At 68.8% G+C, this 25,409-nt stretch carries 27 protein-coding genes; 8 read left to right on the top strand and 19 right to left on the bottom strand.

The window, feature by feature from the left end; all coding sequences use genetic code 11:
* Nucleotides 1-11: 11 nt before the first annotated feature.
* From ACZ0AA_RS13205 to ACZ0AA_RS13190, 4 genes are all read right to left on the bottom strand, one after another.
* Complete coding sequence (locus ACZ0AA_RS13205; protein WP_463513193.1) at nt 12-851, bottom strand: PepSY domain-containing protein; 840 nt, start codon at nt 849-851, stop codon at nt 12-14.
* A gap of 310 nt (nt 852-1,161) precedes the next feature.
* Nucleotides 1,162-2,433 carry a glutaminase gene (locus ACZ0AA_RS13200; RefSeq protein WP_400863568.1) on the bottom strand — a complete coding sequence of 424 codons (1,272 nt, stop codon included), beginning with the start codon at nt 2,431-2,433 and terminating at the stop codon, nt 1,162-1,164.
* 65 nt (nt 2,434-2,498) lie between these two features.
* Nucleotides 2,499-3,830, bottom strand: coding sequence for a sensor histidine kinase (locus ACZ0AA_RS13195; protein ID WP_463513192.1), 1,332 nt, complete (start codon nt 3,828-3,830; stop codon nt 2,499-2,501).
* A complete protein-coding gene (locus ACZ0AA_RS13190; RefSeq protein WP_400863574.1) occupies nt 3,823-4,500 on the bottom strand; it encodes a response regulator transcription factor in 678 nt (225 codons plus the stop codon). The genes ACZ0AA_RS13195 and ACZ0AA_RS13190 overlap by 8 nt, the downstream gene beginning before the upstream one ends.
* 197 nt (nt 4,501-4,697) lie before the next feature.
* On the opposite strand from ACZ0AA_RS13190, the gene ACZ0AA_RS13185 reads away from it, so the two are divergent.
* On the top strand, nt 4,698-5,195 hold the full coding sequence (locus ACZ0AA_RS13185) for a hypothetical protein (RefSeq protein ID WP_463513191.1): 498 nt from the start codon (nt 4,698-4,700) through the stop codon (nt 5,193-5,195).
* Nucleotides 5,196-5,290: 95 nt separating this feature from the next.
* Here ACZ0AA_RS13185 and ACZ0AA_RS13180 read toward each other — a convergent pair whose 3' ends face one another.
* From ACZ0AA_RS13180 to ACZ0AA_RS13170, 3 genes are all read right to left on the bottom strand, one after another.
* Nucleotides 5,291-5,497 (bottom strand): CDGSH iron-sulfur domain-containing protein, encoded by a 207-nt coding sequence (locus tag ACZ0AA_RS13180; RefSeq protein WP_463513190.1) that lies wholly within the window; start codon nt 5,495-5,497, stop codon nt 5,291-5,293.
* Entirely contained in the window at nt 5,494-6,534 is a 1,041-nt protein-coding gene (locus tag ACZ0AA_RS13175; RefSeq protein ID WP_463513189.1) for an iron-containing redox enzyme family protein, read from the bottom strand. Before ACZ0AA_RS13175 ends, ACZ0AA_RS13180 begins: the two co-directional genes overlap by 4 nt.
* Nucleotides 6,535-6,645: 111 nt before the next feature.
* Complete coding sequence (locus ACZ0AA_RS13170) at nt 6,646-7,095, bottom strand: carboxymuconolactone decarboxylase family protein (protein WP_400863584.1); 450 nt, start codon at nt 7,093-7,095, stop codon at nt 6,646-6,648.
* A 96-nt stretch (nt 7,096-7,191) separates the two neighbouring features.
* Here ACZ0AA_RS13170 and ACZ0AA_RS13165 point away from each other — a divergent pair, with 96 nt between their 5' ends.
* Nucleotides 7,192-7,371 carry a hypothetical protein gene (locus ACZ0AA_RS13165; protein WP_140038472.1) on the top strand — a complete coding sequence of 60 codons (180 nt, stop codon included), beginning with the start codon at nt 7,192-7,194 and terminating at the stop codon, nt 7,369-7,371.
* 36 nt (nt 7,372-7,407) lie between these two features.
* Here ACZ0AA_RS13165 and ACZ0AA_RS13160 read toward each other — a convergent pair whose 3' ends face one another.
* The 4 genes from ACZ0AA_RS13160 to ACZ0AA_RS13145 form a co-directional block, all read right to left on the bottom strand.
* Nucleotides 7,408-8,793: an LLM class flavin-dependent oxidoreductase gene (locus ACZ0AA_RS13160; RefSeq protein ID WP_463513188.1), complete on the bottom strand. Its 1,386-nt coding sequence runs from the start codon at nt 8,791-8,793 to the stop codon at nt 7,408-7,410.
* Nucleotides 8,794-8,884: 91 nt separating this feature from the next.
* Nucleotides 8,885-10,336 (bottom strand): ArnT family glycosyltransferase, encoded by a 1,452-nt coding sequence (locus ACZ0AA_RS13155; RefSeq protein ID WP_400863590.1) that lies wholly within the window; start codon nt 10,334-10,336, stop codon nt 8,885-8,887.
* Nucleotides 10,337-10,401: 65 nt separating this feature from the next.
* Complete coding sequence (pnuC, locus tag ACZ0AA_RS13150) at nt 10,402-11,133, bottom strand: nicotinamide riboside transporter PnuC (protein ID WP_400863593.1); 732 nt, start codon at nt 11,131-11,133, stop codon at nt 10,402-10,404.
* The gene (locus ACZ0AA_RS13145; RefSeq protein ID WP_400863596.1) at nt 11,130-11,657 is read right to left on the bottom strand and encodes a GNAT family N-acetyltransferase; all 528 of its coding nucleotides are present in this window, start codon (nt 11,655-11,657) and stop codon (nt 11,130-11,132) included. Before ACZ0AA_RS13145 ends, pnuC begins: the two co-directional genes overlap by 4 nt.
* Before the next feature lie 82 nt (nt 11,658-11,739).
* On the opposite strand from ACZ0AA_RS13145, the gene ACZ0AA_RS13140 reads away from it, so the two are divergent.
* Complete coding sequence (locus ACZ0AA_RS13140) at nt 11,740-12,705, top strand: serine hydrolase domain-containing protein (protein WP_463513187.1); 966 nt, start codon at nt 11,740-11,742, stop codon at nt 12,703-12,705.
* Nucleotides 12,706-12,722: 17 nt separating this feature from the next.
* Here the strand turns inward: ACZ0AA_RS13140 and sigJ are convergent, their stop codons facing one another.
* On the bottom strand, nt 12,723-13,649 hold the full coding sequence (sigJ, locus tag ACZ0AA_RS13135) for an RNA polymerase sigma factor SigJ (protein ID WP_463513186.1): 927 nt from the start codon (nt 13,647-13,649) through the stop codon (nt 12,723-12,725).
* Between the two features lie 245 nt (nt 13,650-13,894).
* On the opposite strand from sigJ, the gene ACZ0AA_RS13130 reads away from it, so the two are divergent.
* The gene (locus ACZ0AA_RS13130) at nt 13,895-14,656 is read left to right on the top strand and encodes an SDR family oxidoreductase (protein ID WP_400863605.1); all 762 of its coding nucleotides are present in this window, start codon (nt 13,895-13,897) and stop codon (nt 14,654-14,656) included.
* 59 nt (nt 14,657-14,715) lie between these two features.
* Nucleotides 14,716-16,065 (top strand): HNH endonuclease, encoded by a 1,350-nt coding sequence (locus tag ACZ0AA_RS13125; RefSeq protein ID WP_400863608.1) that lies wholly within the window; start codon nt 14,716-14,718, stop codon nt 16,063-16,065.
* A 22-nt stretch (nt 16,066-16,087) separates the two neighbouring features.
* Here the strand turns inward: ACZ0AA_RS13125 and ACZ0AA_RS13120 are convergent, their stop codons facing one another.
* The gene (locus ACZ0AA_RS13120; protein ID WP_400863611.1) at nt 16,088-17,005 is read right to left on the bottom strand and encodes a DUF808 domain-containing protein; all 918 of its coding nucleotides are present in this window, start codon (nt 17,003-17,005) and stop codon (nt 16,088-16,090) included.
* Between the two features lie 151 nt (nt 17,006-17,156).
* Between ACZ0AA_RS13120 and msrB the strand changes: the two genes are divergently transcribed.
* Both msrB and msrA read left to right on the top strand, forming a co-directional pair.
* A complete protein-coding gene (gene msrB, locus ACZ0AA_RS13115) occupies nt 17,157-17,627 on the top strand; it encodes a peptide-methionine (R)-S-oxide reductase MsrB (protein ID WP_400863614.1) in 471 nt (156 codons plus the stop codon).
* Nucleotides 17,624-18,169: a peptide-methionine (S)-S-oxide reductase MsrA gene (msrA, locus tag ACZ0AA_RS13110; RefSeq protein WP_400863616.1), complete on the top strand. Its 546-nt coding sequence runs from the start codon at nt 17,624-17,626 to the stop codon at nt 18,167-18,169. The genes msrB and msrA overlap by 4 nt, the downstream gene beginning before the upstream one ends.
* Nucleotides 18,170-18,175: 6 nt before the next feature.
* Here the strand turns inward: msrA and ACZ0AA_RS13105 are convergent, their stop codons facing one another.
* The 3 genes from ACZ0AA_RS13105 to ACZ0AA_RS13095 form a co-directional block, all read right to left on the bottom strand.
* Nucleotides 18,176-18,985, bottom strand: a complete 810-nt coding sequence (locus ACZ0AA_RS13105) for an alpha/beta fold hydrolase (RefSeq protein WP_400863619.1) — start codon at nt 18,983-18,985, stop codon at nt 18,176-18,178.
* An 83-nt stretch (nt 18,986-19,068) separates the two neighbouring features.
* Entirely contained in the window at nt 19,069-20,520 is a 1,452-nt protein-coding gene (locus ACZ0AA_RS13100) for a catalase (protein ID WP_400863621.1), read from the bottom strand.
* 64 nt (nt 20,521-20,584) lie between these two features.
* On the bottom strand, nt 20,585-21,007 hold the full coding sequence (locus tag ACZ0AA_RS13095) for a Fur family transcriptional regulator (protein WP_341955827.1): 423 nt from the start codon (nt 21,005-21,007) through the stop codon (nt 20,585-20,587).
* Between the two features lie 93 nt (nt 21,008-21,100).
* Here ACZ0AA_RS13095 and ACZ0AA_RS13090 point away from each other — a divergent pair, with 93 nt between their 5' ends.
* On the top strand, nt 21,101-21,631 hold the full coding sequence (locus tag ACZ0AA_RS13090; RefSeq protein ID WP_400863624.1) for a hypothetical protein: 531 nt from the start codon (nt 21,101-21,103) through the stop codon (nt 21,629-21,631).
* Between the two features lie 30 nt (nt 21,632-21,661).
* On the opposite strand, the gene ACZ0AA_RS13085 is transcribed toward ACZ0AA_RS13090, so the two are convergent.
* The 3 genes from ACZ0AA_RS13085 to ACZ0AA_RS13075 are packed head-to-tail and all read right to left on the bottom strand — an operon-like array spanning nt 21,662 to nt 25,408.
* Nucleotides 21,662-22,327: a histidine phosphatase family protein gene (locus ACZ0AA_RS13085; RefSeq protein ID WP_400863627.1), complete on the bottom strand. Its 666-nt coding sequence runs from the start codon at nt 22,325-22,327 to the stop codon at nt 21,662-21,664.
* 32 nt (nt 22,328-22,359) lie between these two features.
* Nucleotides 22,360-24,420, bottom strand: a complete 2,061-nt coding sequence (locus tag ACZ0AA_RS13080; protein ID WP_463513185.1) for a hypothetical protein — start codon at nt 24,418-24,420, stop codon at nt 22,360-22,362.
* Between the two features lie 4 nt (nt 24,421-24,424).
* A complete protein-coding gene (locus ACZ0AA_RS13075; protein WP_463513184.1) occupies nt 24,425-25,408 on the bottom strand; it encodes a glycoside hydrolase family 130 protein in 984 nt (327 codons plus the stop codon).
* Between the last annotated feature and the right edge of the window lies 1 nt (nt 25,409).

Raw genomic sequence — 25,409 nt, 5'->3', positions numbered from 1 at the left:
ACGCTGGTCGCTCAGTCGTCGATGTCGGTGCCGACGACGGCGTAGTCGGCGCTGAAGTCGATGTCGATCGAGCGGCGGTCGCTCGTGAGCACCGACGCGTCGTAGGGGCTGACGTCGTCGTTGTCGGCGTCGAGGTCGGTGATCATGCCGTCGGCCTCAGCCAGTGCCGCGTCGACGAGGGCGCGGATGGCCGCCTCGTCGAGGGTGTGCGTGGGGGCCGTGTCGTCGTCGTCCTGCTCGGTGGAGATCACGGCGGCGGTCAAGTCCGCATCCACCCGCACCTCGGTCTCGCTGCCGTTCGCCGCGGTCAGCTGCACCTCCCAGGTGCCGTCGCGCTTCGCGTCGATCGAGGTGACATCTCCGTCGGCTGCGCCGCGAGCGGCATCCGCGATCTCCACGAGCTCGTCGGCCGAGTCGGTGCCGATCCCGGCCACGGGGCCGCCGCCCTGAGGTGCGCTCTGCTGGTCGCCGTCATCGCTGTCGTCCCGGTCGTCGCCGGGCTGTCCGCCATTGTCGGTGTCGTCTCCGCGCGGGCCGTCCGAGACCGAGGGGCGGTCGTCGTCGTCACCGAGATCGTCGCCGATCGCAGCGCCGATGGCGACGCCACCGCCGGCGAGAACCAGCGCGGCCGCGATTCCGCCGCCGATCAGCAGTGCGCGCTTGCGTCCGGGCTTCGCCGGGGCTGCGGGAGCGGCTGCCGGAGCGCCCGGGTCAGCGGCGAGCGGTGCGACGGGCACGGTCTCGGCGTCATGGGCCGGCGTCGGCGCAGGGGGTGCGGGGGGCGCCGGCGGAGTCGAGTTCGCGGACGGGTTCTCGGGCGTCTGGTCGGGGGTCGGGTTCTTGTCGTTCATGTCTCGATGCTCTCGCGACAGTGCTGAAGCCACCCTGAAGCGTCCTGAAGGCCCCTTCAGGAAAGGACTGCGGTCGTCAGCCGCGCACCGCGCTCGCCACGTCGGCGTCCACCTACCGCCTGCAGGACCCGGGCACGGATGCAGGACGAAAACCCTTGTCTGGTCCTGCATCCGTGCTTCGGTCCTGCAGACGGCCGGGACAGGGGGAGTATCCGCGGGAATCGGTCCTGCAGACGGCCGGGACAGGGGGAGTATCCGCCGGAATCGGTCCTGCAAACAGGATCGGGGCAGGAAGACGGCGACCGCCGGGTCAGCCGCGCACCGCGCTCGCCACGTCGGAGAAGGATGCGGGCACATACCCGCCGTGCGCCTGCTCGCCGTGCACGAGCTCGCCCGACCCGGTCTCGGCACTGCCGAGCACACCCCACGGGTCGACGATCCGCACGTCGTGACCGTCGAGGTGCAGGCGACGGACGCCCTCGAGCAGCATCCGCTTGGCGATGTCGTTGGCCCGTTGCACGCGGTCGAGGTCGACGATCACAGGTTCCTCGCCGGCAGGTTCCTCGGCGAAGCCGCGCAGCACGCGCTCCGCCTCCATGAAGTGCAGGTCGCCCGCGATCTCGTGCACGGTCGCACCGTCATGCTCGACCCGCCGCGACACCGAGCGGGCGGTGTCGGTCGAGGTCATCAGGTGCAGGCCGAGGTCGTGGTTCATCCGCTCGAACATGCGCACGCCGCGCGTGCTGTTGCCGTGCGGGTCGAGGCGCGGCGAGAACACGGCGATGCCGACCTGCCCCGGCAGCACGCCCATCAGGCCTCCGGCCACGCCGCTCTTGGCGGGGATCCCGACCGAGGTCAGCCAGTCGCCCGCCGAGTCGTACATGCCGCAGGTCGTCATGACGCTGAGCACCTGCCGGTTGATGGCCGGGTCGATCACCTGGTCGCCGTCGGGCGTGCGGCCCCCGGCGGCGAGCACCGACCCCATGCGGGCGAGGTCGCGCACCGTGACCGACACCGAGCACTGCCGTGTGTATCCACGCACGACGTCGGCGGGGTCGGCGTCGAGGGTGCCGACCGTGCGCAGCATGTAGGCGAGGGCCATGTTGCGGTCGGCGGCCGACAGCTCGGACTCGAACACGTCCTCGGCGATCGAGAGTTCGCGTCCGGCGAGACGGCTGTAGAGGTCGAGGATGCGCTCGACGCGGTCATCGGCCTTCTCGCCCCGCACGAGAGCGTGCGAGGCGAGGGCGCCCGCGTTGATCATCGGGTTGCGCGGCCGACCGGTCTCGCGCTCGAGCGAGATCTCGTTGAAGGCGTCGCCGGACGGCTCGACGTCGATGTGCTCGAGCACCGTCTCGAGACCCTGATCGGCGATCGCGAGCGCGTAGGTGAACGGCTTCGAGATCGACTGGATCGTGAACTCCACGTCCGCATCCCCGGCGACATAGACCTCCCCGTCGAGCGTCGCGACGGCGATGGCGAGGCGGTCGGGATCGGCATGCGCGAGCTCGGGGATGTACGAGGCGACCTCACCCGCATCCTCTCCGCACGACTCGAGCAGCACGTCAAGGTAGTCGATCATGGGGGTCTGCATATCCACCATGCTCGCATGCGGCGATGCACTGCTCTCGCGGGATCGCGTCCGGGTCAGGCTGACAGGGGCAGAGTCACCACGAACCGCGCGCCGCCCCAGCGGGAGCTGTCGACCGACACGGTTCCGCCGGTGGCCGCCGCGATGCCCTGCACGATCGCGAGGCCGAGACCGCTGCCGCCGGCATCCCGACTGCGCGCCTCGTCGAGCCGCACGAAGCGCTCGAAGATGCGATCGCGCTCGTCGGCCGGCACGCCGGAGCCGTCGTCCTCGACGGTCACGAACACCCACGAGTCCTGCGGAATGACGCTGATCGCGACCCGTGCTGCACTGTGTCGCGCAGCGTTGTCGGCGAGATTGCGCAGCAGCTGACCCAGCAGGCGCGGATCGCCCTCGACGCGCGCTGCACGGATGCCGGAGCCGTCGACCTCGATGCCCCGCGAGCGCAGTCGACGCACCTCACCCAGGGCGAGGTCGTCGAGGTCGATCGCCTCGTCATGCGTGCCGCCGCCCTCGTCGAGCCGGGCGAGCAGAAGCAGCGACTCGACGATGCCCTGCAGCCGCAGACCCTCGTCCGAGACGACCTCTGCGAGCTCGCCGATGCTCGTCGTGGCCGGATGCGCCTGCGCGAGCTCGGCGTGCTGGCGGATCGTCGCGAGCGGTGACCGCAGCTCGTGCGACGCATCCGAGACGAAGCGGCGCTGAGCCGTGGCAGACGCGTCGAGGCGATCGAGCATCCGGTTCATGGTGGTCGCGAGCGCCGCGATCTCGTCGGACGACGGCGGCACCTCGACCCGCCTGTGCAGATGCTCGGCGGTGATGCCGTCGACCTCCTGACGGATGCGGGTCACCGGCCGGAGTGCACGCCCGACGACGAGCCAGGTGGTGATGGCGACGAGCAGCAGCAGCAGCGGCACGGCCACGGTCAGTAGCACGGCGACGGTCGACAGCGTCTCGACCCCGTCTTCGATCGACACCGCCAGCACGAGGGTCTCGTCGTCGTCGAGATCGTCCGAGACGACGAGCATGGGCTCGCCGCCGATCGTCATGGTGCCGGCGTGGTCGGAGAGAGGGAGTGCGGTGGAGCCGAGCTCGTCGCGGGCGTCCTCGCTGGCGGCCTTGACCGCGCCGTCCTCGCCGATGATCTGCACGATCTCGTCGTCGAGCGAGTCGACGCCGCGCTCGCCGCCGGGTCCGCCTCCGGGGCCGTCGAATCGCCCGGCGAGCTCGTCGAGCCTCTGCTCCGCCGCGCGCTCGGCGCCGGCGTGGATGCTGGAGCTCAGGATGCCGTAGAACGAGAACGCCCCGATGAGCAGCGCGACGGCCACGACGAGAGTCGCGCCGAGAGTCGTGCGGCCGCGTACCGACCGCCATCCGCGACTAGCCACCGTCTGCCGCCAATCGATAGCCGGCACCGCGGATCGTCTCGATCGCCTCGCGACCGAAGGGCTTGTCGAGCTTGCGGCGCAGGTGCCCGACGTACACCTCGACGATGTTCGGGTCGCCGTCGAAGTCGTCGTCCCAGACCCCCTCGATCAGGGCGCGCTTCGACAGCACCTGACCGCGGTGTCGCATCAGGTGCTCGAGCACGGCGAACTCGCGGGCCGTCAGCGTGATCTGGGTCTCGCCGCGCCAGACGTGGTGCGACGACGGATCGAGCTTCAGGTCTCCGGCTTCGAGGACCGCGGGGCGTGCGACCGCGCCACGACGCACCAGAGCGCGGATGCGGGCGACGAGGATCGCGAACGAGAACGGCTTCGTCACATAGTCGTCGGCCCCTGTCTCGAGGGCTTCGACCTGATCCCACTCGCCGTCCTTCGCGGTGAGCATGAGCACAGGCGTCCAGTTCTCCTCGGCGCGCAACGCCTCGCAGACCTTCCAGCCGCTCATCCCGGGCATCATCAGGTCGAGCACGATCGCGTCGTACCGGGTCTCGCGCGCACGCCAGAGCCCGTCGACGCCGTTGTTCGCCACGTCGACCGCGAAGCCCTCGGCCTCGAGTCCCCGGCGTACGGCGTCGGCCAATCGCACCTCGTCGTCAACCACCAGGATCCGCATTCCTCCAGTGTGGCGGGCGCACGCTGAATCCGCGCTGAAGCGGGGTCGTCGCGCCTCATCGCCGCATCCGGCCTGCACCCCGGGGCGTTGGCGCGGTGAGCGGAGGCGCACGCGGATTGATCATTGGCCGCTGAGCTCTCGTGTGGTTGCATGAGGGAATGACCGGAATCCGGGGGGACAGGTCGAGAGGTGCACGGGTGCTTCTCGTCGTTGCGACGACCATGATGCTCGCAGGGTGCGCGACGGCCACCGCCGGCCCGCCTGGCGCATCGCCGTCTGCATCCCCGAGTCCCACTCCCACCGCAGCGTGCCCGGTGATCGAAGGCGTCGATCTGCCTCCGGACTGCGCGCCCTACGACCCCGACCACGCGATGGCGCAGAACGAGCGCTACCGCGATCGCGTCGACCTCTCGGAGGAGAGCCGAGCCGCCGCCGAGACACCGGCAAACGATATCCGCACCGGGCTCGAGACGCTCCGCACCTCAGGAGACCTGTCTGTCGATGCGGTGGAGGAGGTGTTCGCCGACGCGGGCCTCACCGGCGTCCAGACGCTGGGCGACGAGCGCGCGGTGGCCTTCGGTGCAGCTGCTCCTGAAGGCGGATGCATCTTCGGCGAGGTCTCGGCCGACGTCCTCACGGTCGAGATCGGCGGCGTCATCATGGACGGCGGCTGCCTGCCGGCAGTCGGGCACTGACCGACCCGCACCGCCCACGGCGCCCGGCGCCGCCCACGACGCCCGGCACCGACCACGACGCCCGGCACCGACCACGACGCACCGACTCGCCGAGGTCAGGAATCCGTGCGGAAGCCTGCGGCCTTGTGCGTGCCGTCGCAGAACGGCTTGATCGTCGAGAGGCCGCAGCGGCAGAGCGCGACTGTGCGGCGCTTCACCTCGATCGGCTCGCCGTCGGAGGTCTCGAGCACCGCCGCGCCGCGCACCAGCAGCGGACCGTCGGGGTAGGCCGTGATCGTGACAGCATCCTCCGAGGCGCTCATCGGGCGTCCCGCTCTCGCAGCGAGGTCTCTCCGCGGGTCCAGGAGTCGAGCATGTGACCGGCCGCCCAGCCGTCGACCGTCAGGCACGCAGCGGCGCCGAACATGATGTCGGACAGCAGGTCGGGCCGGTCCTCGGCCAGCCCGCCTGCGAGGTCGCGCGCGGCGATCTGCTCGTGCACGGCATCCGCCTCGACGTGCTCGTCGAAGTAGTCGGTGACGTCCTCGGTGAAGCCGAGGCGTCGCAGGCCATCGGCGTACAGGCGGTTGGGGATCGACGAGGTCATCTCGAACGCGGCGAGGTGTCCGACGATCGCTCCGACGAGACGCCGGTTGAGGCCGAACATCGACATCATGTTGAGGGACGCGAGCGTGATCGCCGGCACGTCGTCGACGTAGGCGCCGTAGCTGTCGTCGAGGCCCGCGCCACGCATCGCCCTGGCGAAGATCGTCGCGTGCACGCGGTCGGGACGCCCTCCGCCGTATTCATCGGACTGGATCTCGACGAGCGCCGCCTTGGGACGACCGGTCAGACGGGGGATGGCCCACGAGTGCGGGTCTGCCTCGCGCAGCGTGTAGATCGAGCGCTGCATGAAGAACTCGTGCATCTGCTCGTCGGTCGCCTTCTTCGCGACGTAGCGCGACAGGCTCGGCCCCGTGTCGGCCTCGGCGAGGGCGAAGAGGGCTCGTCCGACGGCATCCACGGTCGGTTCCGGCAGCTCGGGGGTCGGCACGGTCGCCCGCAGTGCGCGCTCGAAGACCTGCTCGAGGAGCGCTCGGGTGGCGACCAGGCCCGGATCCCACTCGAGGGTCGGATCGAGCTCCGGCAGCGATCCGTACGACGAGGCGTACAGCACGAAGAGTGCGAGCTGGATGTCGTCGTCGCTCACGACGTCGTCACTGGTGGCGAGTGCGGCCTCGGCCCGGGCGCCGAGGTCGTCGATCTCGTCTCCGGTCAGTCGACGCATGATGCCGTCGCTGAGCGGGCCACGGGCGGCGATGCCGAGAAGGGCGGACGGAGTGATGGCCGGTGCAGACATGCTCGCAGTCTCGCCCCCGATCCGCCGCCCGAGAAGGGACTTGACGCCGACGCATCCGATGCGGAAGGGCGGATGCCGCGGCATCCGCCCTCTCCGTGTGATGCCGCCGGATCAGGCGTGCACGGGGTACTGACTGCTGATCGCGATGCGGTTCCAGCTGTTGATGACGACCGTGAGCCAGGTCACGGCCGCGATCTGCTTCTCGGTCAGCACCCCCTCGACGGCGACCCCTCGGTCGGCGAGGCGTCCGTGGTCGCCGATCATCGTCACGTTCTCCGCGATCTGCAGGGCCGCCTGCTCCTCGGCCGAGAAGTACTGCGATTCCCACCACCCGGCGAGCACCGCCAGCCGGTCGGCGGTCTCTCCGGCCTTGACCGCATCTGCGCAGTGCATCTTGAGGCAGAAGGCGCAGCCGTTGAGCTGCGATGCGCGCACCTTGACGAGTTCGACGAGCAGCGGCGAGAGTCCGGCATCCGCCCCTGCCTCTGCGGCTCTTCCGGCGAACTCCAGCATCGCCTGGTACGGGGCTGCGTAGATCTTGCCGATGTTCACGTGCGACACGTCGTCTCCTTCACTGATGGGCGCGGTTGCGCCTCCTCAGTACTGACGTCGCAGCCTCCGGATCTGTGACGTCGCCGCGCCGCCTAGGCTGGAACCATGAACAAGAACTCGCTCTGGACCATCGTCGGCGTCATCCTCGCCGTGGTGATCGCCTGGTGGATCGTCAGCGCGCTGTTCTCGATCCTGTGGTTCATCGCGAAGCTCGCGATCGTCGCCGTCGTCGCGGTCGTGGTGTTCCTCGTGCTGCGCGGGATGTTCAGCTCGAAGGCCGACTGAGGGGCCCGCCGCCGCTGATCACGCGCGCGCCGCTGATCAGGCGACCGGGGCGTTCGCTCCGATCCGGTATCGCGCGGCGCGATGCGTGTCCTGCACACGGTCGCCCTTGCCCTGCAGCTTGTTGCGCAGCGTGCCCGGCGTGTACTCGTTCGGATAGACGCCGCGCTCACGGAGCACCGGGATGACGTGCTCGATCACGTCCTGCCAGGTGCCGGGGGTGACCGCGTAGGCGAGGTTGAACCCGTCGATGTCGGTCTCCTCGACCCAGGACTGCAGCTCGTCGGCGATCTCGACGCCCGAGCCCACGATGGTGGGGCCGAGGCCGCCGATCGCGTTGTGGCGGCCGAAGTCGCCGACGGTCCACTCGCGCCCCAGATCGGCCTCCTCCTTCAGGTGCTGCAGCACTGACTGGATCGCGTTCGACTCGACGTTGCCGACCGGCTCGTCCTCGGCGTACTGCGACAGGTCGACGCCCATCCAGCCCGACATGAAGGTCAGCGCGCCCTCGGGGCTCGCATACGACAGGTACTCGGCGTGCTTCGCCGCGGCATCCGCGCTGGTGGCCCCCGTGATCACGGTGAGCAGCGTGTAGATCTTCGCGTCGTAGCGGTCGCGCCCGGCATCCTCGAGCGCATCGCGGATGCGCTTGACCGTGCCGGCGAGCACCTCTTTCGAGGGCGCGGCGACGAAGATCGCCTCGGCGTTCTCCGACGCGAAGCGCACGCCGCGCGGGCTGGCGCCGGCCTGGTAGATCACGGGCGTTCGCTGCGGCGAAGGCTCGGAGATGTGGATGCCGGGAACGCTGAAGTGCTTGCCCTCGTGGCCGATCGGGTGCACCTTCGACGGGTCGGTGAAGATGCCGCGCTCACGGTCCTCGACGACCGCGTCGTCTTCCCACGATCCCTCCCACAGCTTGTAGAGCACCTCGACGTACTCGTCGGCGTGGTCGTAGCGGTCGTCGTGCGCGAGCTGATCCTGCTGGCCCATGTTGCGCGCGGCGCTGGGGAGGTAGCCGGTCACGACGTTCCATCCGACGCGTCCGTTGGTCAGGTGGTCGAGGGTGCTCAGTCGACGGGCGAACGGGTACGGATGCTCGAACGCGGTGCCCGCGGTGATGCCGAATCCGAGGTGCTCGGTGACGGCGGCCATCGCACTCACGAGCAGGATCGGGTCGTTGACCGGCACCTGTGCGCCGTTGCGGATCGCCGCCTCGTTCGTGCCGCCGTAGACGTCATAGGTGCCGAGCACGTCGGCGATGAAGATGCCGTCGAAGGTCGCGCTCTCGAGCAGCTTCGCGAGGTCCGTCCAGTACGAGATGGTGTTGTACCGACGCGAGCGGTCGTCCGGATGCCGCCACAGACCGGACGACTGGTGGGCGACGCAGTTCATGTCGAAGGCGTTGAAGCGGATCTGGCGAGTCATGGGGACTAGCAAAACTCCTGGGCCGCGCTGAGGCCAGCCTCCGCGACACGTGCCGACACATTCGGGCAGCGAGTCGGCAGACGGATGCTGCTCAGTCGAGGTGTCGGAACTGCGGCCACAGCTCGACCCACGACGCCACCGGGTCCGTGCACACGCGGATCGGCACACCCTGCTCCTCGTTCTCGACCCCGACGCCGTTCTCGAGCACGCCGACGACGGTGCAGGTCTCGAAGTGCGCCTCGAGTGCGGGGCCGAAGTCGCCGACGACCACGACTGTCGTGGCATCCCGCGGAGGAGGGCCCGCGTCCCAGAGCGCGTTGTGTCCGCTCGTGATCGGTGGCAGATCGACCCCGAACCGGTCGAGCGCGCCCGCTTCGCCATAGTTCGCGGTGATGATCGCATCCGCCTCCGAGTCTCCGACCGCGGTCTCGATCTGCTCGACGTAGCGTTCCCACCCCACCTGATCGGCAGAGCTCGCGTTGACCGCCGCCAGGCCGCTCGCGCCGAAGGCCTCGACCGGGAGGAGGGGGAGCGACGTCAGCGCGCATCCGATGCTGTTGATGGCGATCGCCGCGAAGAGAAGCGCGCGCCGTCCGCGCGTGCGGGCCCAGTCGGCGACAGGGGCCGACCCGATCGCCACCAGCACCGAGAGCACGCCGAACGTGTAGTAGAACTGCGCCCCCGCAGCGAAGACGAAGACGACCATCACGGCGAAAGTGACCGAGATCCAGCGGATCGGCCGCCATTCGGGTCGACGGAAGAGCGAGATCAGTGCGACCACCCACCAGATCGCGAGCACCGGCCCGACCATGAGGATCAAGAACGGCCACATCATGATCCGCACCTCGTCGGCGTTGTTCTCGCCGAGGGCAGCTCCCATGGCGAGCTGTGGCCAGCCGTCGAGCGACTGGTAGAGGATGCTGGGCAGGGCGAGCATCGCGCACAGCGCCACGGCACCCCATAACCAGCCCGACCGGAACCACCGCCGAGGACCGAACACCGCGAGCCCGGTGGCGATGCCGATGAGCAACGCGACCACGAGCAGCTTGTTGAGAGCGCTGATGCCGACGATCGCGCCGACGGCGAGCCACCAGCGGCCGTCGTCGCGGAGCGTCGCTCGGAGTGCGAACAGCAGCGCAGCAGGCCAGATGACCAGGTCGAGGCTGGCGGTCAGGAGCACATGGCCGAAGGCGAGCGTCATCGAGGCCCCGGCCATGCCCCAGGCGGTCAGCGCCTGTGCGAGCCGTCCACCGCCCACCTCTCGCGTGATCAGTGTGAGGATCACGACGGATGCGATGGCGAAGAGGCCGCTCATGATGCGGCCGGCCACCACGGTGTCGCCGAAGATCGCCGCCGCCGCGGTGGCGATCAGGGGAGTCAGCGGAGGCTGATCGACATAGCCCCACGCGGGGTCGAGCATCCGGAAGTACAGCTCGTCGCGGTGGTAGCCGTATGCGGTCGCCGTGACGGCGAGCACGAGCGCCAGCGCGACCATCGCCGCCACCACCGGAGTGACAGCGAACCGCGACCGCTCGATCGGCATGCGCCCACCGTAGTCCCGTAGTGACCGGTGTGCCCGTCCGGTGTCCTCGTCGGTCGAGTCCCGGATCAGTCCCGCTCGCCGTCCACGGTCTTCATCGTGGAGGTGATGGGCCGCGGATCGGGCATGATCGTGTCGACCTGGGGTTTCTCGTTCGCCTGTGCTCGGCACCAGACCACGAACCCGACCGCGGTGAAGACGCCGTAGAACACGTACATGAATCCGGTGGCGTAGAAGCCCGAGCTGAACAGCAGCGGAACGCCCACCACGTCTACGGCGATCCAGATGAGCCAGAACTCGGTCCACCCCTTGGCCATGCCGTAGGTGGCGAGCAGCGATCCGACGAAGGTCCACGCGTCGGCCCACACCGGCTCCCACGAGCCGAGGGCTCGGAACAGCGGGGTCAGCGCGATCGTGCCGATCACCATCACCAGCACCAGGCCGATTCGGGCGCTGTTCGGCGCCCATCGCGGGGTCACCCGCCCGCCGTTCGAGGCCGCCTGACGCCACCGCACCCAGCCGTAGATCGCCACGATGATGAACATGACCTGACGGCCGGCCTGCCCGAGCAGATGCGGGAGCTCGTGGTCGGGGTTGAGGATGGACCCGAGGAAGACCGTGAGCAGCAGCAGGTTGCCGACGATGCCGACGGGCCACGCCCAGATCTTGCGCTGCATGCCGCCGAGAGCGCTGGCGAGGCCGAACGCGTTGCCCACCACTTCGCGGATCAGCAGCACCTGACCGCCTGGCAGCACCCACTGCGAGTTGAAGGCGTCTGCGAGCCAGAGAAGGGCGTTCATCGGATCTCGTCGGGGAACGGGCGCTCGTCGAGAACCAGCTGCAGGAAGGTGAGGTCGAGCCAGCGGTCGAACTTGGCGCCGACCTGCGGCATCCGCCCGACCTGCATGAAGTCGAGGCGCTTGTGCATGATGATCGACCCGGTGTTGCTGCTCTCGATCGCCGCGACCATGACGTGCTTGCCGAGGCTGCGGGCTCGGTGGATGAGCTCGATCATCAGGGCCTTGCCGATGCCTCGGCCGCGCTGACCGTCGCGCACATAGACCGAGTGCTCGACCGTGTGGCGGTAGCCGCTGTGCGGGCGCCAGTCGCCGAACGTCGCGTAACCCAGTACGCCGGTGTCATCGACCGCGACGAGCACCGGGTAGCCGCGGCCGGTGCGCTCCGCGAGCCAGCCGGCGCGATCCTCGACGGTGACCGCCTCTTCGTTCCAGATGGCGGTGGTGTTCAGCACCGCGTCGTTGTGGATCGCCGTGATCGCTTCGAGGTCGGCGGTCTCGGCATCCCGGATCTGGTGGTCGCTCATCGGGGTCTCCTGCATCTGCGCTCGGGTGCGCACTGGACGACGGTAGCAGGATGCCGGGGTGGGGATGCGGGAGACTGGCGTCATGTCTCTCGCTGAAGCGGTTCGCGACCGCATCGTCCGTGCGATCGACGACGAGCAGCTGGGTGCATACGGACTTCATGTGCTCGTCGGTCACGAATCAGCCCGGCATCGCTGGCGCAGCGACGATCGGGTGAACCTGTATTCGGTGTCCAAGGGGGTGAGCGCACTCGCGGCGGGGATCGCCATCGACGAGGGCGTCCTGTCGCTCGATACCCGAGCCGTCGATGTCCTGGCGGTGCCCGAGCGCGGCGCTGGTGTCGAACGGGTGACGCTCCGGCATCTCCTCACGATGACGAGCGGGATCGATTTCGAGTGGTTCGGCGACCAGGAGGTGCCTTGGCCCGACCTCGCCGTCGAGATGCTCTCTCGCCCGAGCCGAGGTGCGGGGGAGCGCTTTCAGTACTCGGATGCCAGCACCTACGTCGCCATGAGAAGGCTCGGGGCTGCCGTCGGCGATGTGCGGGAGTGGCTGATGCCCCGACTGTTCCAGCCGCTCGGCATCCACAATCCGCAATGGTTGAGATGTCCGCTCGGATGGATCGTGGGCGGAAGCGGGCTGGAGCTCCGCACCGAGGAACTGGCTCGGATCGGGCGCGTGCTTCGTGATGGGGGCCGGTTCGGGGAGCAGTCCATCGTGTCGGAGCGCTGGATCGATCGGATGCATTCCGAGTGGGTCTCGTCGGGGGCGGGCGGCCTCTACTCCTCCTATGGCCTCGCCGCCTGGCGTGGGCCGCACAACGGCTGGCGTCTGGACGGGCGGTATGGACAGTACGTCTTCATCGACGATGCTGCGGATGCGGTCGTCACGATCACGGCGCATGAGGAGAAGAGCGATCAGCGGCTCGTCGAGATCGCGGCTGACGCCGTCGCCGAAGCGCTGTCAGGCGACGGGTTGTCGGGCGATGGTGTGTCGGGCGATGGGTTGTCGGGCGATGGTGTGTCGGGCGACGCTGGCTCGAGCCGCTGACAGCTGAACCTCGGCGCTCACTCCGCCGGTCGCTGCGGCGTGGTATTCCAGTAGCTGAGCTTCGCGGGCGAGAGCACGATCCAGAGCTGGGTGATCGCACCCGCCTCGACATGCAGGTTCATGACCGAGTGCACCTTCTCTCCGTCGCGGAACACCAGGCCGAGACCGTCGCCGAGCTGCCACTCCTCGGCGGTGAAATGCGGGTTCTTGGCTGCGATCCCGAGCAGGAAGCGCGCGACGTTGTCGGCGCCGCTCACGACGTTGCGTGCTGCGCTGACCACGCCGCCTCCGTCGCTGCGCAGTTCGACCTCGGGTGCCAGGAACTTCAGCAGCGGGGCGACTTCGCCCGTGCGCGTCGCCTGCTGGAAGGCACGCACCACGCGGTCATGCTCGGCGCGGGGCACGGCGGTCGCCCGGTTCTCGCGCACGTGACGACGAGCGGATGCCGCGAGCTGCCGCACTGCGGCAGAGGAACGGCCCACGGCCTCGGCGATCTCGTCGAACGGCACGGCGAAGACGTCGTGCAGCACGAAGGCCACGCGCTCAGCCGGAGTCATCGCCTCGAGCACGACGAGCAGCGCGGTCGAGACATCGTCGTCGAGAGTGACGCGATCGAGGGGATCCTCGGGTGTGGATGCCGTGCGCGATCCGATCGCGCCCGAGAAGAGCTCGGCCGGAACGGGCTCCGGCAGCCACGGCCCGACGTACTGCTCTCTCCTGCGCCGAGCGGAACCCAGAAGATCGAGGGCGACGCGTCCTGCGACGGTGGTGAGCCAGCCTGGCGGGTTCGCGATCGCCTCGCGCTCGGCCTCGGTGAGCCGGTACCAGCGCAGGTACGTCTCCTGCACGACATCCTCAGCATCCGCCAGCGTGCCGGTCATCCGATAGCCGAGGGCGAGCAGGCGGCGACGCTCGCGGAAGACGTCGTCCAGGTCGTCATCCATGGGGATCTCCTCCGGGTGGTGCGTTCGCGAGGTCGGGCGCGAGGTGTTGCGCTGGTGATGTTGTGCTGGTGGTGGGCTCATGGTGTTGTGCTCGTGGTGTCGTGCCCTCGCAGGATATGACGACGCAGGGCTGCGAGGTGTGAGGCCTCACATTCCCGGGCGCCGTCTCGTCATCTCTTTCAGACGGTGGGCGGTGGGCGCACGCGGGGTGCGCATGCGCGCCGCCGGAGTGGAGAGGGAGTCGCATGAGGATCGCAGTCGCAGGGGGCACGGGAGTGGTGGGTCGGTATGCCGTCGAGGCGGCGCGGGATGCGGGCCACGACGTTGTCGTGCTCTCGCGTTCGGCCGGCGCTGACGTGATCACCGGTGCCGGACTCGCCGACGCGCTGCAGGGTGTGGATGCTGTCGTCGACGTCACGAACACGACCACCCTGTCGGCCGCGAAGGCGATCGGGTTCTTCGAGACGGCGACCAGGAACCTGCTCGCCGCAGAGCACGCCGCTGGTGTCGGGCATCATGTCGCGCTGTCGATCGTGGGGATCGACGGGATCGACTCCTCCTACTACGCGGGCAAGCTCGCGCAGGAGCGCGCGGTGGCTGCGGGCTCGGTGCCGTTCACCATCGCTCGGGCGGCGCAGTTCCACGAGTTCGCGGGACAGCTGCTGTCGGGGATGTCCGGGCCCGTGGCGGTCATGCCGAAGCTGCTGATGCGCCCCGTGGCGGCGCGCGAGGTCGGTGCGCATCTGGTGCGTGTCGCCTCGGGTGCGGCAGTGGGGCGTGCGCGCGATCTGGTCGGGCCGCGTGATGAGGTTCTCGTGGATGTGGCGAGGCGACAGCTGGCTTTCGACGGGGTGCGGCGGCGGGTGCTGGGGGTGCGGTTGCCCGGCGCGTACGGGAAAGGGCTCGCGTCGGGGTCGCTGCGCGGCGGGGCCGATGCTCTGCAGGGGGAGGTCACGTTCGACGAGTGGCTGGGCAGTGAGGATCACGCCCGTGGGGAGCAGGCATAGCCATCGATCGTATGGCGGCATACCGACCGAGATTCGAACATATCTTCTAAACTGGAGACATGCCGAATCCCCGTCTGTCTCCGATCCTCGCGGCCGTCGAGCGCCTCGGCGACGCATGGGCGGATGCCGAGAGAGGCTGCGATCTGTCTCGCCGCGAACTGCTCGATGCGCACCGTGCGGTGAGCCAGGCGCAGCGCTGCCTCGACGGGCTCCACGCAGAACTCGCCGCCGCGATCGCGCACGAATCACGACCGGAACTGGGCTCGGACGGGCTCGCGAAACAGCAGGGCTACCGGAGCGCGGCGACGATGATCGCAGCGACGACCGGCGGGGCGCCGGGAGACGCGAAGCGCCTCATCACGGTCGGTCAGGCTGCAGCGTCGCGCACCGACCTGCTGGGCGAGGTGCTGCCCGCGAAGTATCCCGTGTTGGCGGCAGCGCTCGCCGCGGGGGACATCTCTGTGGCTGCTGCGGCGCTCATCGTCAGCCTGCTCGAGCGTATCCGGCTCAAGGTGGGGTCGGCCCGGGTCGAAGAGGCCGAGCGTCTGCTCGTCGACCGGGCGGCAGGCATGTCCCTCGGCGACGTCGGCAAGCTGGTGTCCCGTGCCGAAGCCTGGCTCGACCCCGACGGCATCGCACCCAAAGAGCGCGAGGCTCGCGACCGTCGTTCCCTGACGATGTTCGAGCGCGATGGTTCGCTTCACCTCGTCCTGCAGACCGACATCGCATCGGGGGCGCCGATCAAGGCCGCGATCCAGGCATATGTGGCGGCTTCGTTTCAGTCGCGGATCACCGCGACAGACCCCGACGCGCCGGATGCCGATCGCCGTTCGGTCGCGATGATCCAGGCCGATGCGCTGACCGCCATCTGCGAGCACGCGATCGCCTGCGACAACGGCGGTATGCCTGCATCGGGTGCGACCGTGGTGGTGCGCGTGAACCTCGATCAGCTCACCTCAGGCGAGGGCAGCGCGACGATCGACGGCAGCGACCAGCCCGTAAGCGTCAGCACCTGCCGTCGGATGGCCGCGGGTGGCGGCATCATCCCCGTGGTCCTCGGATCAGTGGGGGAGATCCTGGACTGGGGCCGAGAGAAGCGGCTCTTCACTCGCGCACAGCGATTGGCGCTCGTCGAGCGAGACGGCGGATGCGTGATGTGCGGTCTCCCGCCGCAGATGACGAAGGCGCATCACATCAGGTGGTGGCAGCGAGACACCGGACCCACCGACCTGAACAACGGCGTGCTGCTGTGCGAGTCGTGTCACCACCGCATCCACGACAACGGGTGGGATATCCGCATCGACGGGGTCGGTCGCGCCGCGCGAGTGTGGCTCATCCCACCTCGGAGCATCGATCTCGAGAGGACGCCGCGCCTCGGAGGCAGGGCGCGCTATGACATCGCGGCCTGAGGCCGGTTCTGCAGCGCCCGTGTCAGACGTGCACGTCGGCGGGCGATTCCTCGCCCTCGTGGAAGTTCGGCTTCTTGCCGATCAGGCGACCGATTCCCAGGATGATCCCGACGATGATCAGGCCGGCGATCAGGCCGGCGATGGCCGAGAACAGGGTGTCGCCGATCCAGACGATGACCCCGCCGAGAGGCTCAAGAGCATGCTCGATGCCGTGCAGGATGTCGGCGCCGAAGTGCACCCCCACCTCACCGAGGTTCACGAGCAGCAGATGCCCACCGACCCACAACATCGCGACGGTGCCGAGGATGCTGATGAAGCGGAAGACCGCCGGCATCGATCGCACGATTCGCATGCCGGTGTGGCGCACGCGCTTCGAGGGGTTCTTCGCCATCTTCAGGCCGATGTCATCGATCTTCACGAGCAGCGCCACGGCGCCGTAGACGACGCCGGTCATGAGCAGCGCGATCACGGCGAGGATGGCGAGGGTGGTCCAGATGTCGAGACCGGCCTCGAGGTTCGCCAGCGAGATCAGCATGATCTCGGTCGACAGGATCAGGTCGGTCCGCACGGCACCCCAGACGAGCTTGTTCTCGTTGCGGTCGCTCTCGTCGGCGTGACCATGCTGCACACCGAACCACTCGAGCACCTTCTCGGCGCCCTCGAAGCAGAGGTACGCGCCACCCAGGATCAGCAGGTACGGCAGCACCCACGGCGCGAACGCTGTGAGAAGCAGTGCGATCGGAATGATGATCACGAACTTGTTGGCGAGAGATCCCAGAGCGATCTTCGCGACCACCGGCAGCTCGCGTGCGGGCGTGATGCCCTGAACGTACTGCGGGGTCACCGCGGCATCGTCGATCACGACGCCCGCGGCTTTCGCCGAGGCCTTCATCGCCGCGCTGAGGATGTCATCGACGACGGCGAGCAGTCCAACCGACATGTGCGTCTCCCTGTTGTGTATGTAGCGGAGCAACTCTATCGACTGCGCACAAACTCACAGCCCGCTCACAGTCCTGCGGGACCAAAACCGGCGTCCCCCTGGTTCTTCTCTATGACGCTGCAGCCAGCCGCGTCGGACAAGGAGTCAGATCATGTCGAACGAGTACAGCAAGACCCCCGGGGCCGTCAGCGACCTCACGCACCTGCAGTACGAGGTGACGCAGGAGGACGCCACCGAGCCGCCATTCCGCAACGCGTACTGGAACACCCACGACGACGGCATCTACGTCGACGTCGTCTCGGGCCAGCCGCTGTTCGCATCGACCGACAAGTTCGACAGCGGCACCGGATGGCCGAGCTTCACCAAGCCCATCGAAGCCGATGCCGTGACCACGCGCACCGACCGCAAGCTCTGGATGAAGCGCACCGAGGCGCGATCCACCGGCGCCGACAGCCACCTCGGGCACGTCTTCGACGACGGACCCCGCGACGCCGGCGGGCTCCGATACTGCATGAACTCGGCCGCCCTGCGGTTCATCCCGGCTGACAGCCTGGAAGATGAGGGGTACGGTCGCTACCGTCACCTCTTCCCCACCACCCCCACCTCTGAGGAGCAGTCATGACCGACAACGGAACCATCACCCGCACCCCCGGAGCTGAGACCGCCGTGCTCGCCGGCGGCTGCTTCTGGGGCATGGAAGACCTCATCCGCCGCCAGCCGGGCGTGCTCGACACGCGTGTCGGCTACACCGGTGGGCAGAACGACCACGCCACCTATCGCAATCACCCGGGTCACGCCGAGGCGGTCGAGATCGTCTTCGACCCCACCAAGACGACCTATCGCGACATCCTCGCGTTCTTCTTCCAGATCCACGACCCGTCGACCAAGGACCGTCAGGGCAACGACATCGGCTCGAGCTACCGCTCGGCGATCTTCCCGCTCAGCCCCGAACAGGAGGCCGTCGCGCGCGACACCATCGCCGACGTCGACGCCTCAGGCCTGTGGCCGGGCAAGGCCGTGACCACGATCGAGCCCGCGGGCCCCTTCTGGCAGGCCGAAGAGGAGCACCAGGATTACCTGATCAAGTACCCGAACGGCTACACCTGCCACTTCCCGCGCGCGGGATGGGTGCTGCCGAAGCGCGAGCAGAGCGCGACGGTCTGACCGGGTTCAGCTCTCCGACAGGAATGCCAACGCGGCTTCCTTGAAGGCGCGAGATCCCGGGGCGTTGAAGTGGTTGCGTTCCGGGATCTCGAAGAACCGCCCCTGTGGGGCAGCAGATGCCAGGGCCCGTGAGCCCTCGATGATCGCGTCCTTCGACCCTGTCGCGAACAGGATCGGGCTCGCCGGGGCGTTCGACGGATCGGGGTCGATCGTCCGTGACGACCGCATCCCCTCGGCCAGCGCCACCAGCGCGCCGAGGTCGTTGCCGGGCACGCGCTCGGTCAGTGTGATGTAGTTCTGCGTCGTCGGATCCGACACGGGCGTGCCGTCCGCCAGGTATGCGCGCACCTGATCGAGATCGAGCCGGGCGAGAGGGATGCCGTCGGGCACCCCGCCGAGCACGGCACGGCCGATCCGGTGCGGCAGGTCACGCACGACCTCCCAGCCGACCCGTGCTCCGAGCGAGTATCCGATGTACACGGCTTCGTCGACCAGGTACGTGTCCATGACCGTCTCGACATCGGTGGCCAGCGTGCGGATGCCATAGGCGTCGGCCTGATGCGGCTTCTCACTGAGGCCATGGCCGCGCTGGTCGAGCGCGAGCACCCGATACCCGGACTTGGTGAGCTCGCGGACCCACCCCGTGAGCACCCAGGTGTCACGGGCGCTCGACGCGAAACCGTGCACGATCACCGCCACCGGGGCGTCGAACTCGCCCCACGTGTACGTCGCGAGGCGAGTGCCATCGGCGGCATGCACCTGTTGCGGTTCGGGCATCTGGGTCAGGTCGGAGAGGGGAACAGCCACGGCATCCATTGTGCTCCCCTGATGAAGCCTGGATACGCCGAGACCCACCGGCCCCGAGGGGACGGTGGGTCTCGGTCGTCAGCGGATGCGACTCAGAAGCGAGCGCGCAGGGCGTCGCCGAGCGAGGCGTCGACGTTCGTCCAGTACTGGAAGAACCGCTCGCGGATCGCGTCGATCGTGATGCCCTGACCCTGGCCGGTCAGCGTCTCGAGGAAGCGCGCGCGCTGCTCGTCGTCGAAGACCGTGCGGTAGAGCGTGCCCGCCTGACCGAAGTCGTCGTCGTCGAGGTGCAGGGTCGCCGCGGCACGGATCAGCTCGCCATCCGACTCCCAGCTCGCCTCGATACCCGCGGCCGGGTCGGCCGTCGGGCCACCGGCAGGACCGTACGAGTTCGGCGTGTAGACGCGGTGCTCGGCCGGGTTGAACTTGTACTGCATCTGGCCCTCGTGCATGTAGTTGCGCACCTCGGCCGCGTGCGGCTGGTTGACCGGCAGCTGGTTGTAGTTCGCTCCGATGCGGTACCGCTGGGCGTCCGAGTAGGCGAACACGCGAGCCATGAGCATCTTGTCCGGCGAGATGCCGGTGCCGGGAACCTGGTTGCCGGGCGAGAAGGCGGCCTGCTCGATCTCGGCGAAGAAGTTCTGCGGGTTGCGGTCGAGCGTGAACGTGCCGACCTTGATGCGCGGGTAGTCCTTCTTCGACCAGGTCTTCGTCAGGTCGAACGGGTTGAAGCGGTAGGTCTTGCCCTCTTCGTAGGGCATGACCTGCACGTAGACATCCCACGAGGGGGCGTCGCCGCTCGCGATCGCGTCGAACAGGTCGCGACGGTAGTAGTCGGCATCCGACCCTGCGAGCTTCTCGGCCTCGTCGGCGCTCATCGCCTCGACGCCCTGCTTCGACAGGAAGTGATACTGCACCCAGAAGCGCTCGCCTGCGGCGTTGACCCACTGGTAGGTGTGCGAGCCGTAGCCGTTCATGTGGCGCCAGCTGCGCGGCAGGCCGCGGTCTCCCATCAGGTACGTGACCTGGTGGGCGGACTCGGGGGAGAGGGTCCAGAAGTCCCACTGCATGTCGGCGTCGCGCAGACCCGAGTCGCCGAGACGCTTCTGCGAGTGGATGAAGTCGGGGAACTTCATGGCGTCGCGCAGGAAGAAGGTCGGGGTGTTGTTGCCGACGATGTCGAGGTTGCCCTCGGGCGTGTAGAAGCGCAGCGCGAAGCCGCGCACGTCGCGCCAGGTGTCGGGCGAACCCTGCTCGCCGGCGACCGACGAGAAGCGCAGCAGCGTCTCGCTCTGAGCGCCGGGCTGGAAGGCCGCGGCGCGAGTGTACGCCGACACGTCCTCGGTGACGGTGAAGGTTCCGAAGGCCCCGCCGCCCTTGGCGTGGGGGTTGCGCTCCGGCACGCGCTCGCGGTTGAACGACGCGAGCTTCTCGACGAGGTAGCGGTCGTGCAGGACGGTGGGGCCGTCTGCTCCGACGGTGAGCGAGTGCGCGTCGCTCGCGACGGGAGTACCCGTCTGGGTGGTGGTCGATGGGTCGGTCATGTTCTTCTCCTTCTGCGCACAGGCACGACGATCACCCCGGGTGCCCGGGATCGGACGTCGGATGCTACTGCGCGGCGTTCTGGCAACTGGGGCACAGGCCCCAGAAGGTCACTTCGGCTGTCTGGACGGTGAATCCCCCCGCCGAAGACGGGGTGAGGCACGGCGCTTCGCCGACGACGCAGTCCACATCGCCGATGGCGCCGCACTGGGTGCACACGATGTGGTGATGGTTGTCGTCGATGCGCCGTTCGTAGAGCGCCGCGGAGCCTGCCGGTTCGATCCGACGGAGCAGGCCCGCCGTCGTCAGGTCCGCGAGGATGTTGTGCACCGACTGGATCGACGTCGTCGGCAGCACTTCGGACACGGCGCGGAAGACCCGCTCCGCATCCGTGTGGGCCATGGATTCCAGTGCCTCGAGAACGGCGACGCGGCCCGCGGTCGCGCGCAGCCCGGCACCGCGAAGTGCCGAGTCGAGTTCTGTCTCCATGCCTCGACTCTACCGTTTATTTTGAGTAACTCAAAAGAATTGCGTGTCGGCCGCGCGGGTTGCATCCTGCACACGCGCACGTAGCGTGAAGGGATGTCTACGAGAAGAGCGGTGACAGTGGGACTGATCCTGATGGCGGGCGTCGCGCTCGCCGGATGCAGTGACGAACCCTCAGGGTCGGGCAAGGGATCCCCGTCGCCCTCCGCCTCGGCGTCGAGCCCCGCGTCGACCGCGACTCCGGACGCCAGTTCCGATGAAGCGCTGCTCCCCGTGCCTGTCGACGAGATCGCCGACTGGGCGAAGACAGCTGTCCCTGGCCCGGACGCCGACGGGTACATCTTCGGCTTCTCCGGATGGATGAGCGAGAACAGCTCCGCCAACGACGTGACGACCTTCACGTCACTCGCGCCGGGGTCGTACCAGGCTCAGTTCGCCTGCAGGGGGGACGGCACCATCACGCTCACGACCAGCGAACTGGACGAGGAATCTCCGTCGGAGCCGATCGTGTGCGCCGACGAGACGATCGCCTTCGACGTCACGACCGCTCGCACCGGAGTGCGATTCGAGCTCGCTCTCGAGGGCGCGCCCACCGTCCACGCGCTGTCGCTCGTCGCGACGCCCTGAGCACGCGGCCGTCTGGAGCCACTGACGCGGTCAGGACTCCGAGGGCACGAGGGGCAGCTCGAGCCCGTAGTTCCACGTCAGGATCGCCGGCTGCTCGCGGTAGAAGCTCAGCACCGACACCGATCCGGCATCCAGCGTGATCTGCGCGCCGAAGCGCGGAGCGAGCCGCAGGTAGACCGCGGTGAGGATGCGGAGGAAGTGGCCGTGCGCGACCAGCGCCACATCGCCCTCGGCGAGTGCGGGCAGGACTCGGGTGAGCACGCGGGATGCGCGGGCCGCGACCTCCTCGACGGTCTCGCCCGGCGTCGCACCGCGGATCACTCCGTGGGTGAACGCGCTCCAGTCGTAGCCGAGCTCCTCGCGGATGTCCTTCGTCGTGCGACCCTCGTATCCGCCGTAGTCCCACTCGACGAGCAGCGGATCGACCTCGGCGTGGAGTCCGGCGAGCTCGGCCGTGCGCCGGGCGCGTTCGAGGGGCGAGCACAGCACGAGCGAGAAGTCGTAGTCCGCGACCAGCTGTCCGGCGCCGCGGGCGAGGTCCTCGCCCCGCGCCGTGAGCGGGATGTCCGTGAGACCCGTGTGCAGGCCGGCCCTCGACCACTCGGTCTCGCCGTGCCGCAGCAGCACGAGCTTTCCCGAGGGGTTGTCGGGCGCGGGGCGGTCGGGCAGCTGGTCGTACAGGGGGAGCGCAGGCACACCGCAACCGTAGTCCGACGTCGGGGGCCCGGTCACCGGGTGATCGTGAATCCTCCGCCGCGCACCCGCACCTTCCCGCTGCCCACGGCCTGGCCGCGCTGCGATCCGTCTGCCTCGTAGGCCCGTCCGGAGCCTGGTGCGAGCGCAGCGACCCACTGATCCCGGCGGGTCCCGTTCGCATAGAGCACCGCCGCGCCGGAGGTCGTCGAGTACACCGCGTTCGCGACGGCCGGCTGGATCACCAGAGCATCGAGCCGCAGGTCGCCGGTGCTCGTGCAGCGCACGGTCACGGTCTCGGCGGGCAGGTCGCCACCGAGCAGCTGCGGCACCAGCATCCCGTCAGCCTCGGTGAGGCCACGATCGCCGGTGCCACCCGCGGGCGTGCGAGTGCTCCACACACGCCGGCGGCCGCGGAACACCTCCCACACCGCTTCGCCCGCATCTGCCGCCTGTCTCCAGACGAGACCATGCAGGATGCCGGAGGCCTCGGTCACGTCGAACTCGACGGATTCGCCCGAGGGAACCCGCACGTACGCGCCACCCGAGAGGTTGCCCTCGCCGATCCACGCGCCGCCCTCGGGGCGCACGACCACGCAGCCCGCCGAGAGCCGAGCGTTCTCGGCATCGATCACCCGCAGCCCCGAGAACGACGACAGTCCGGTGATCGACGTCGCGATCCGGGCGATGTCCCGGTTCGCATCGAGCAGCAGCATCGTGAGGAGACCGTGGATCGTCGATTCCGCACCGGAGTTGCGATTCACCCGTCCGTCGGTCTCGACGCCGTCAAACGTCACGCCGGTGGCGGGGTCGTAGACCGGGATGCCTGCGGTGTTCGCGCCGAAGAACCACCCGGCGGCGAGGCCCGCGAGCACGCGCAGCCCTTCACCGCCGACGGATGCCGCCTGCACTGCCGCCGCGACGCGACCATGCGCGCCGTACGCGATCTGGGCCTCGGCCGGTAGCGGCGCCCACGCGTTGTGCGGTCCGCCTGAGGCGAGCACCTGCGGGGTGAAGGTGCCGGCATCCGCGATGGCCGCGGCCTTCCACTCTCGATGTCGCAGCAGCGCACCGGCGCGAGCGAGAGCCTCGGGTGCGGCTGCACCCCACGCGTGCCAGAACCCGAGCGAACCGGTCCACGGCAGCACGGCACCGAACGGCCAGCCCTTCGCGGGATCGGTGGCCATCGCCGCCACCCCTTCGCCATATGTCTGCAGGGCCGCGCGACTCCGTGCGTCTCCTGCTTCGGTCGCGGCGGCGAGTCCGAGCATGGCCTCGGCCGTGGCATCCGCGCCGCCGGCGATCAACCAGGCGGGCAGGTCGCGTCCGTCGCTGCGCACCCACTGCCCGGCGCGCGACAGCGACTCGCGACCGAGCGCATCGAGAGCCAGATGCAGCCGCGAGAGCAGGAAGGCCGCGAACTCCGCATCCTCCCGGCGGAACGCGGCATAGCCCTCGCCGAACGCCCACACCGTGCGCGCCAGCCAATACGACTCGGCGGAGTCCGACGGGTCAGGCAGCTCGACGGGGATCGCACTCGGGTTCAGCGTGCCGTCCTCCTGCTGCCACAGCACCACACGGCCGGCATTCGGACCGCTCGTCGTCTGCAAGAAGGCCAGCGACCGCAGCACATCCCGCGCCTCGTCACGGCTCTGCACGTCGCCCGTCGCCTTCCACGCGCGCAGGAACACGATCGCGGCTCGCGCGATGTCATCCGCGTTGTAGGCACCCTGCGTCCAGTACCCGGTCACGGCGTCGCGCGTGCCGCCACCCACCGGGCGGAATCCTCCCGCGCCGTCGGTGTCGGCATACGTCCACGGCGCGAGCACGCGCGGTGACGCCTCGATGCCGAACGTGGTGTGCGTGGCGCTCGCCACGACGGGCACCTCCGCGAGCAGAAAGCGCAGGTGTGCGAGGTTCGTGAGTCGCGCACCGGCACCCGCGCCCGCACCGACACCCAGGCCCGAGGGCAGAGACCCGAGAGGCAGACCGGCAGTGGATGCCGAGGCGTGAGCTCCGGCCGGATCGAGCGGGAGCAGTGCGAGTGCGGAGGTCGTAGCGGCAGCGGTCAGGAACGTGCGACGCGAGATGCCCATGTCATCACTCCTCGCCGGCATCTCGCAGTGCACGACCCCACGGCTGGGCGGGGTCGTGGATGGCGACGGCCAGCGTCGTGTCGGACTGCCCGTAGTACGCGAACCATCTGTCCTGGAACTTCACGAGTCCTTCGACGAAGGTCACGTTCGACACCAGACCGTGCATGTCCTCGAAGGTCTGAGGCCGCAGCCACGGCTCCTGCAGGCGCGCGATGACCTTCGTCGGCTCATCGGGGTCGATCGCGATCTGCCCGCAGCGGTAGTCGACGTCGACCGAGCCGTCGTCGTGCACGACCCGGGTCGCCCCGTTCGTGAGGAACACGAGAAGGCCGTTGTCGGCGAGCACGGGCGAGGTGCCGATCTCGACGAGCGCCTCATCCCAGGTGCCGGGAGTCGGCGAGTACATCGGCTCGGTGTCGGGGGTGCCCGGCGTCCAGTGGATGAGGTCGTCGCTGGTCGCCCAGTAGATCGCGCCCTCACCGAAGTACATCCACCATTTGCCGTGCATCATCGTGGGCACGATGACCCCGGCCTTCGACCAGTTGAATCCGCGTGGGTCCATGGTCTTGAACGTGTCGAAGTCGTCGAACAGCGGGCCGTGCTTGGTCCAGGTGCGCAGGTCGGTCGAGGTGGCGAGACACAGCTGGGCGCTCCGCCGATCCCACCCCGTGTAGGTGAGGTAGTAGGTGCCGTCGATCAGCGCGATGCGTGGATCCTCGCATCCGAACCGCTCGTAGTCCTCGGAGGGGGAGAGGATCGGAGCGTCCTCCCTGGTGAAGTTCAGGCCGTCGCTCGATCGAGCGATGCCGATGTGCGACACGATGTCGTCTGCGTGCGCGCGGTAGAGCAGCACGACCTCGTCGCCGTCGACGAGCGCGGCCGGGTTGTAGAGGTTGGCCGACTCCCAGCTGTCGCCTTTCGGGCGCAGGATGGGGTTGCCCTCGTAGGGGACGAACGGGCCGAGGGGGAAGGATGCTCCGGTGAACATG

The sequence above is a fragment of the Microbacterium sp. AC035 genome, from assembly GCF_979258485.1.
Note: the sequence above shows the minus strand (reverse complement) of the source record. Positions and strands in the feature narration are given on the sequence as shown.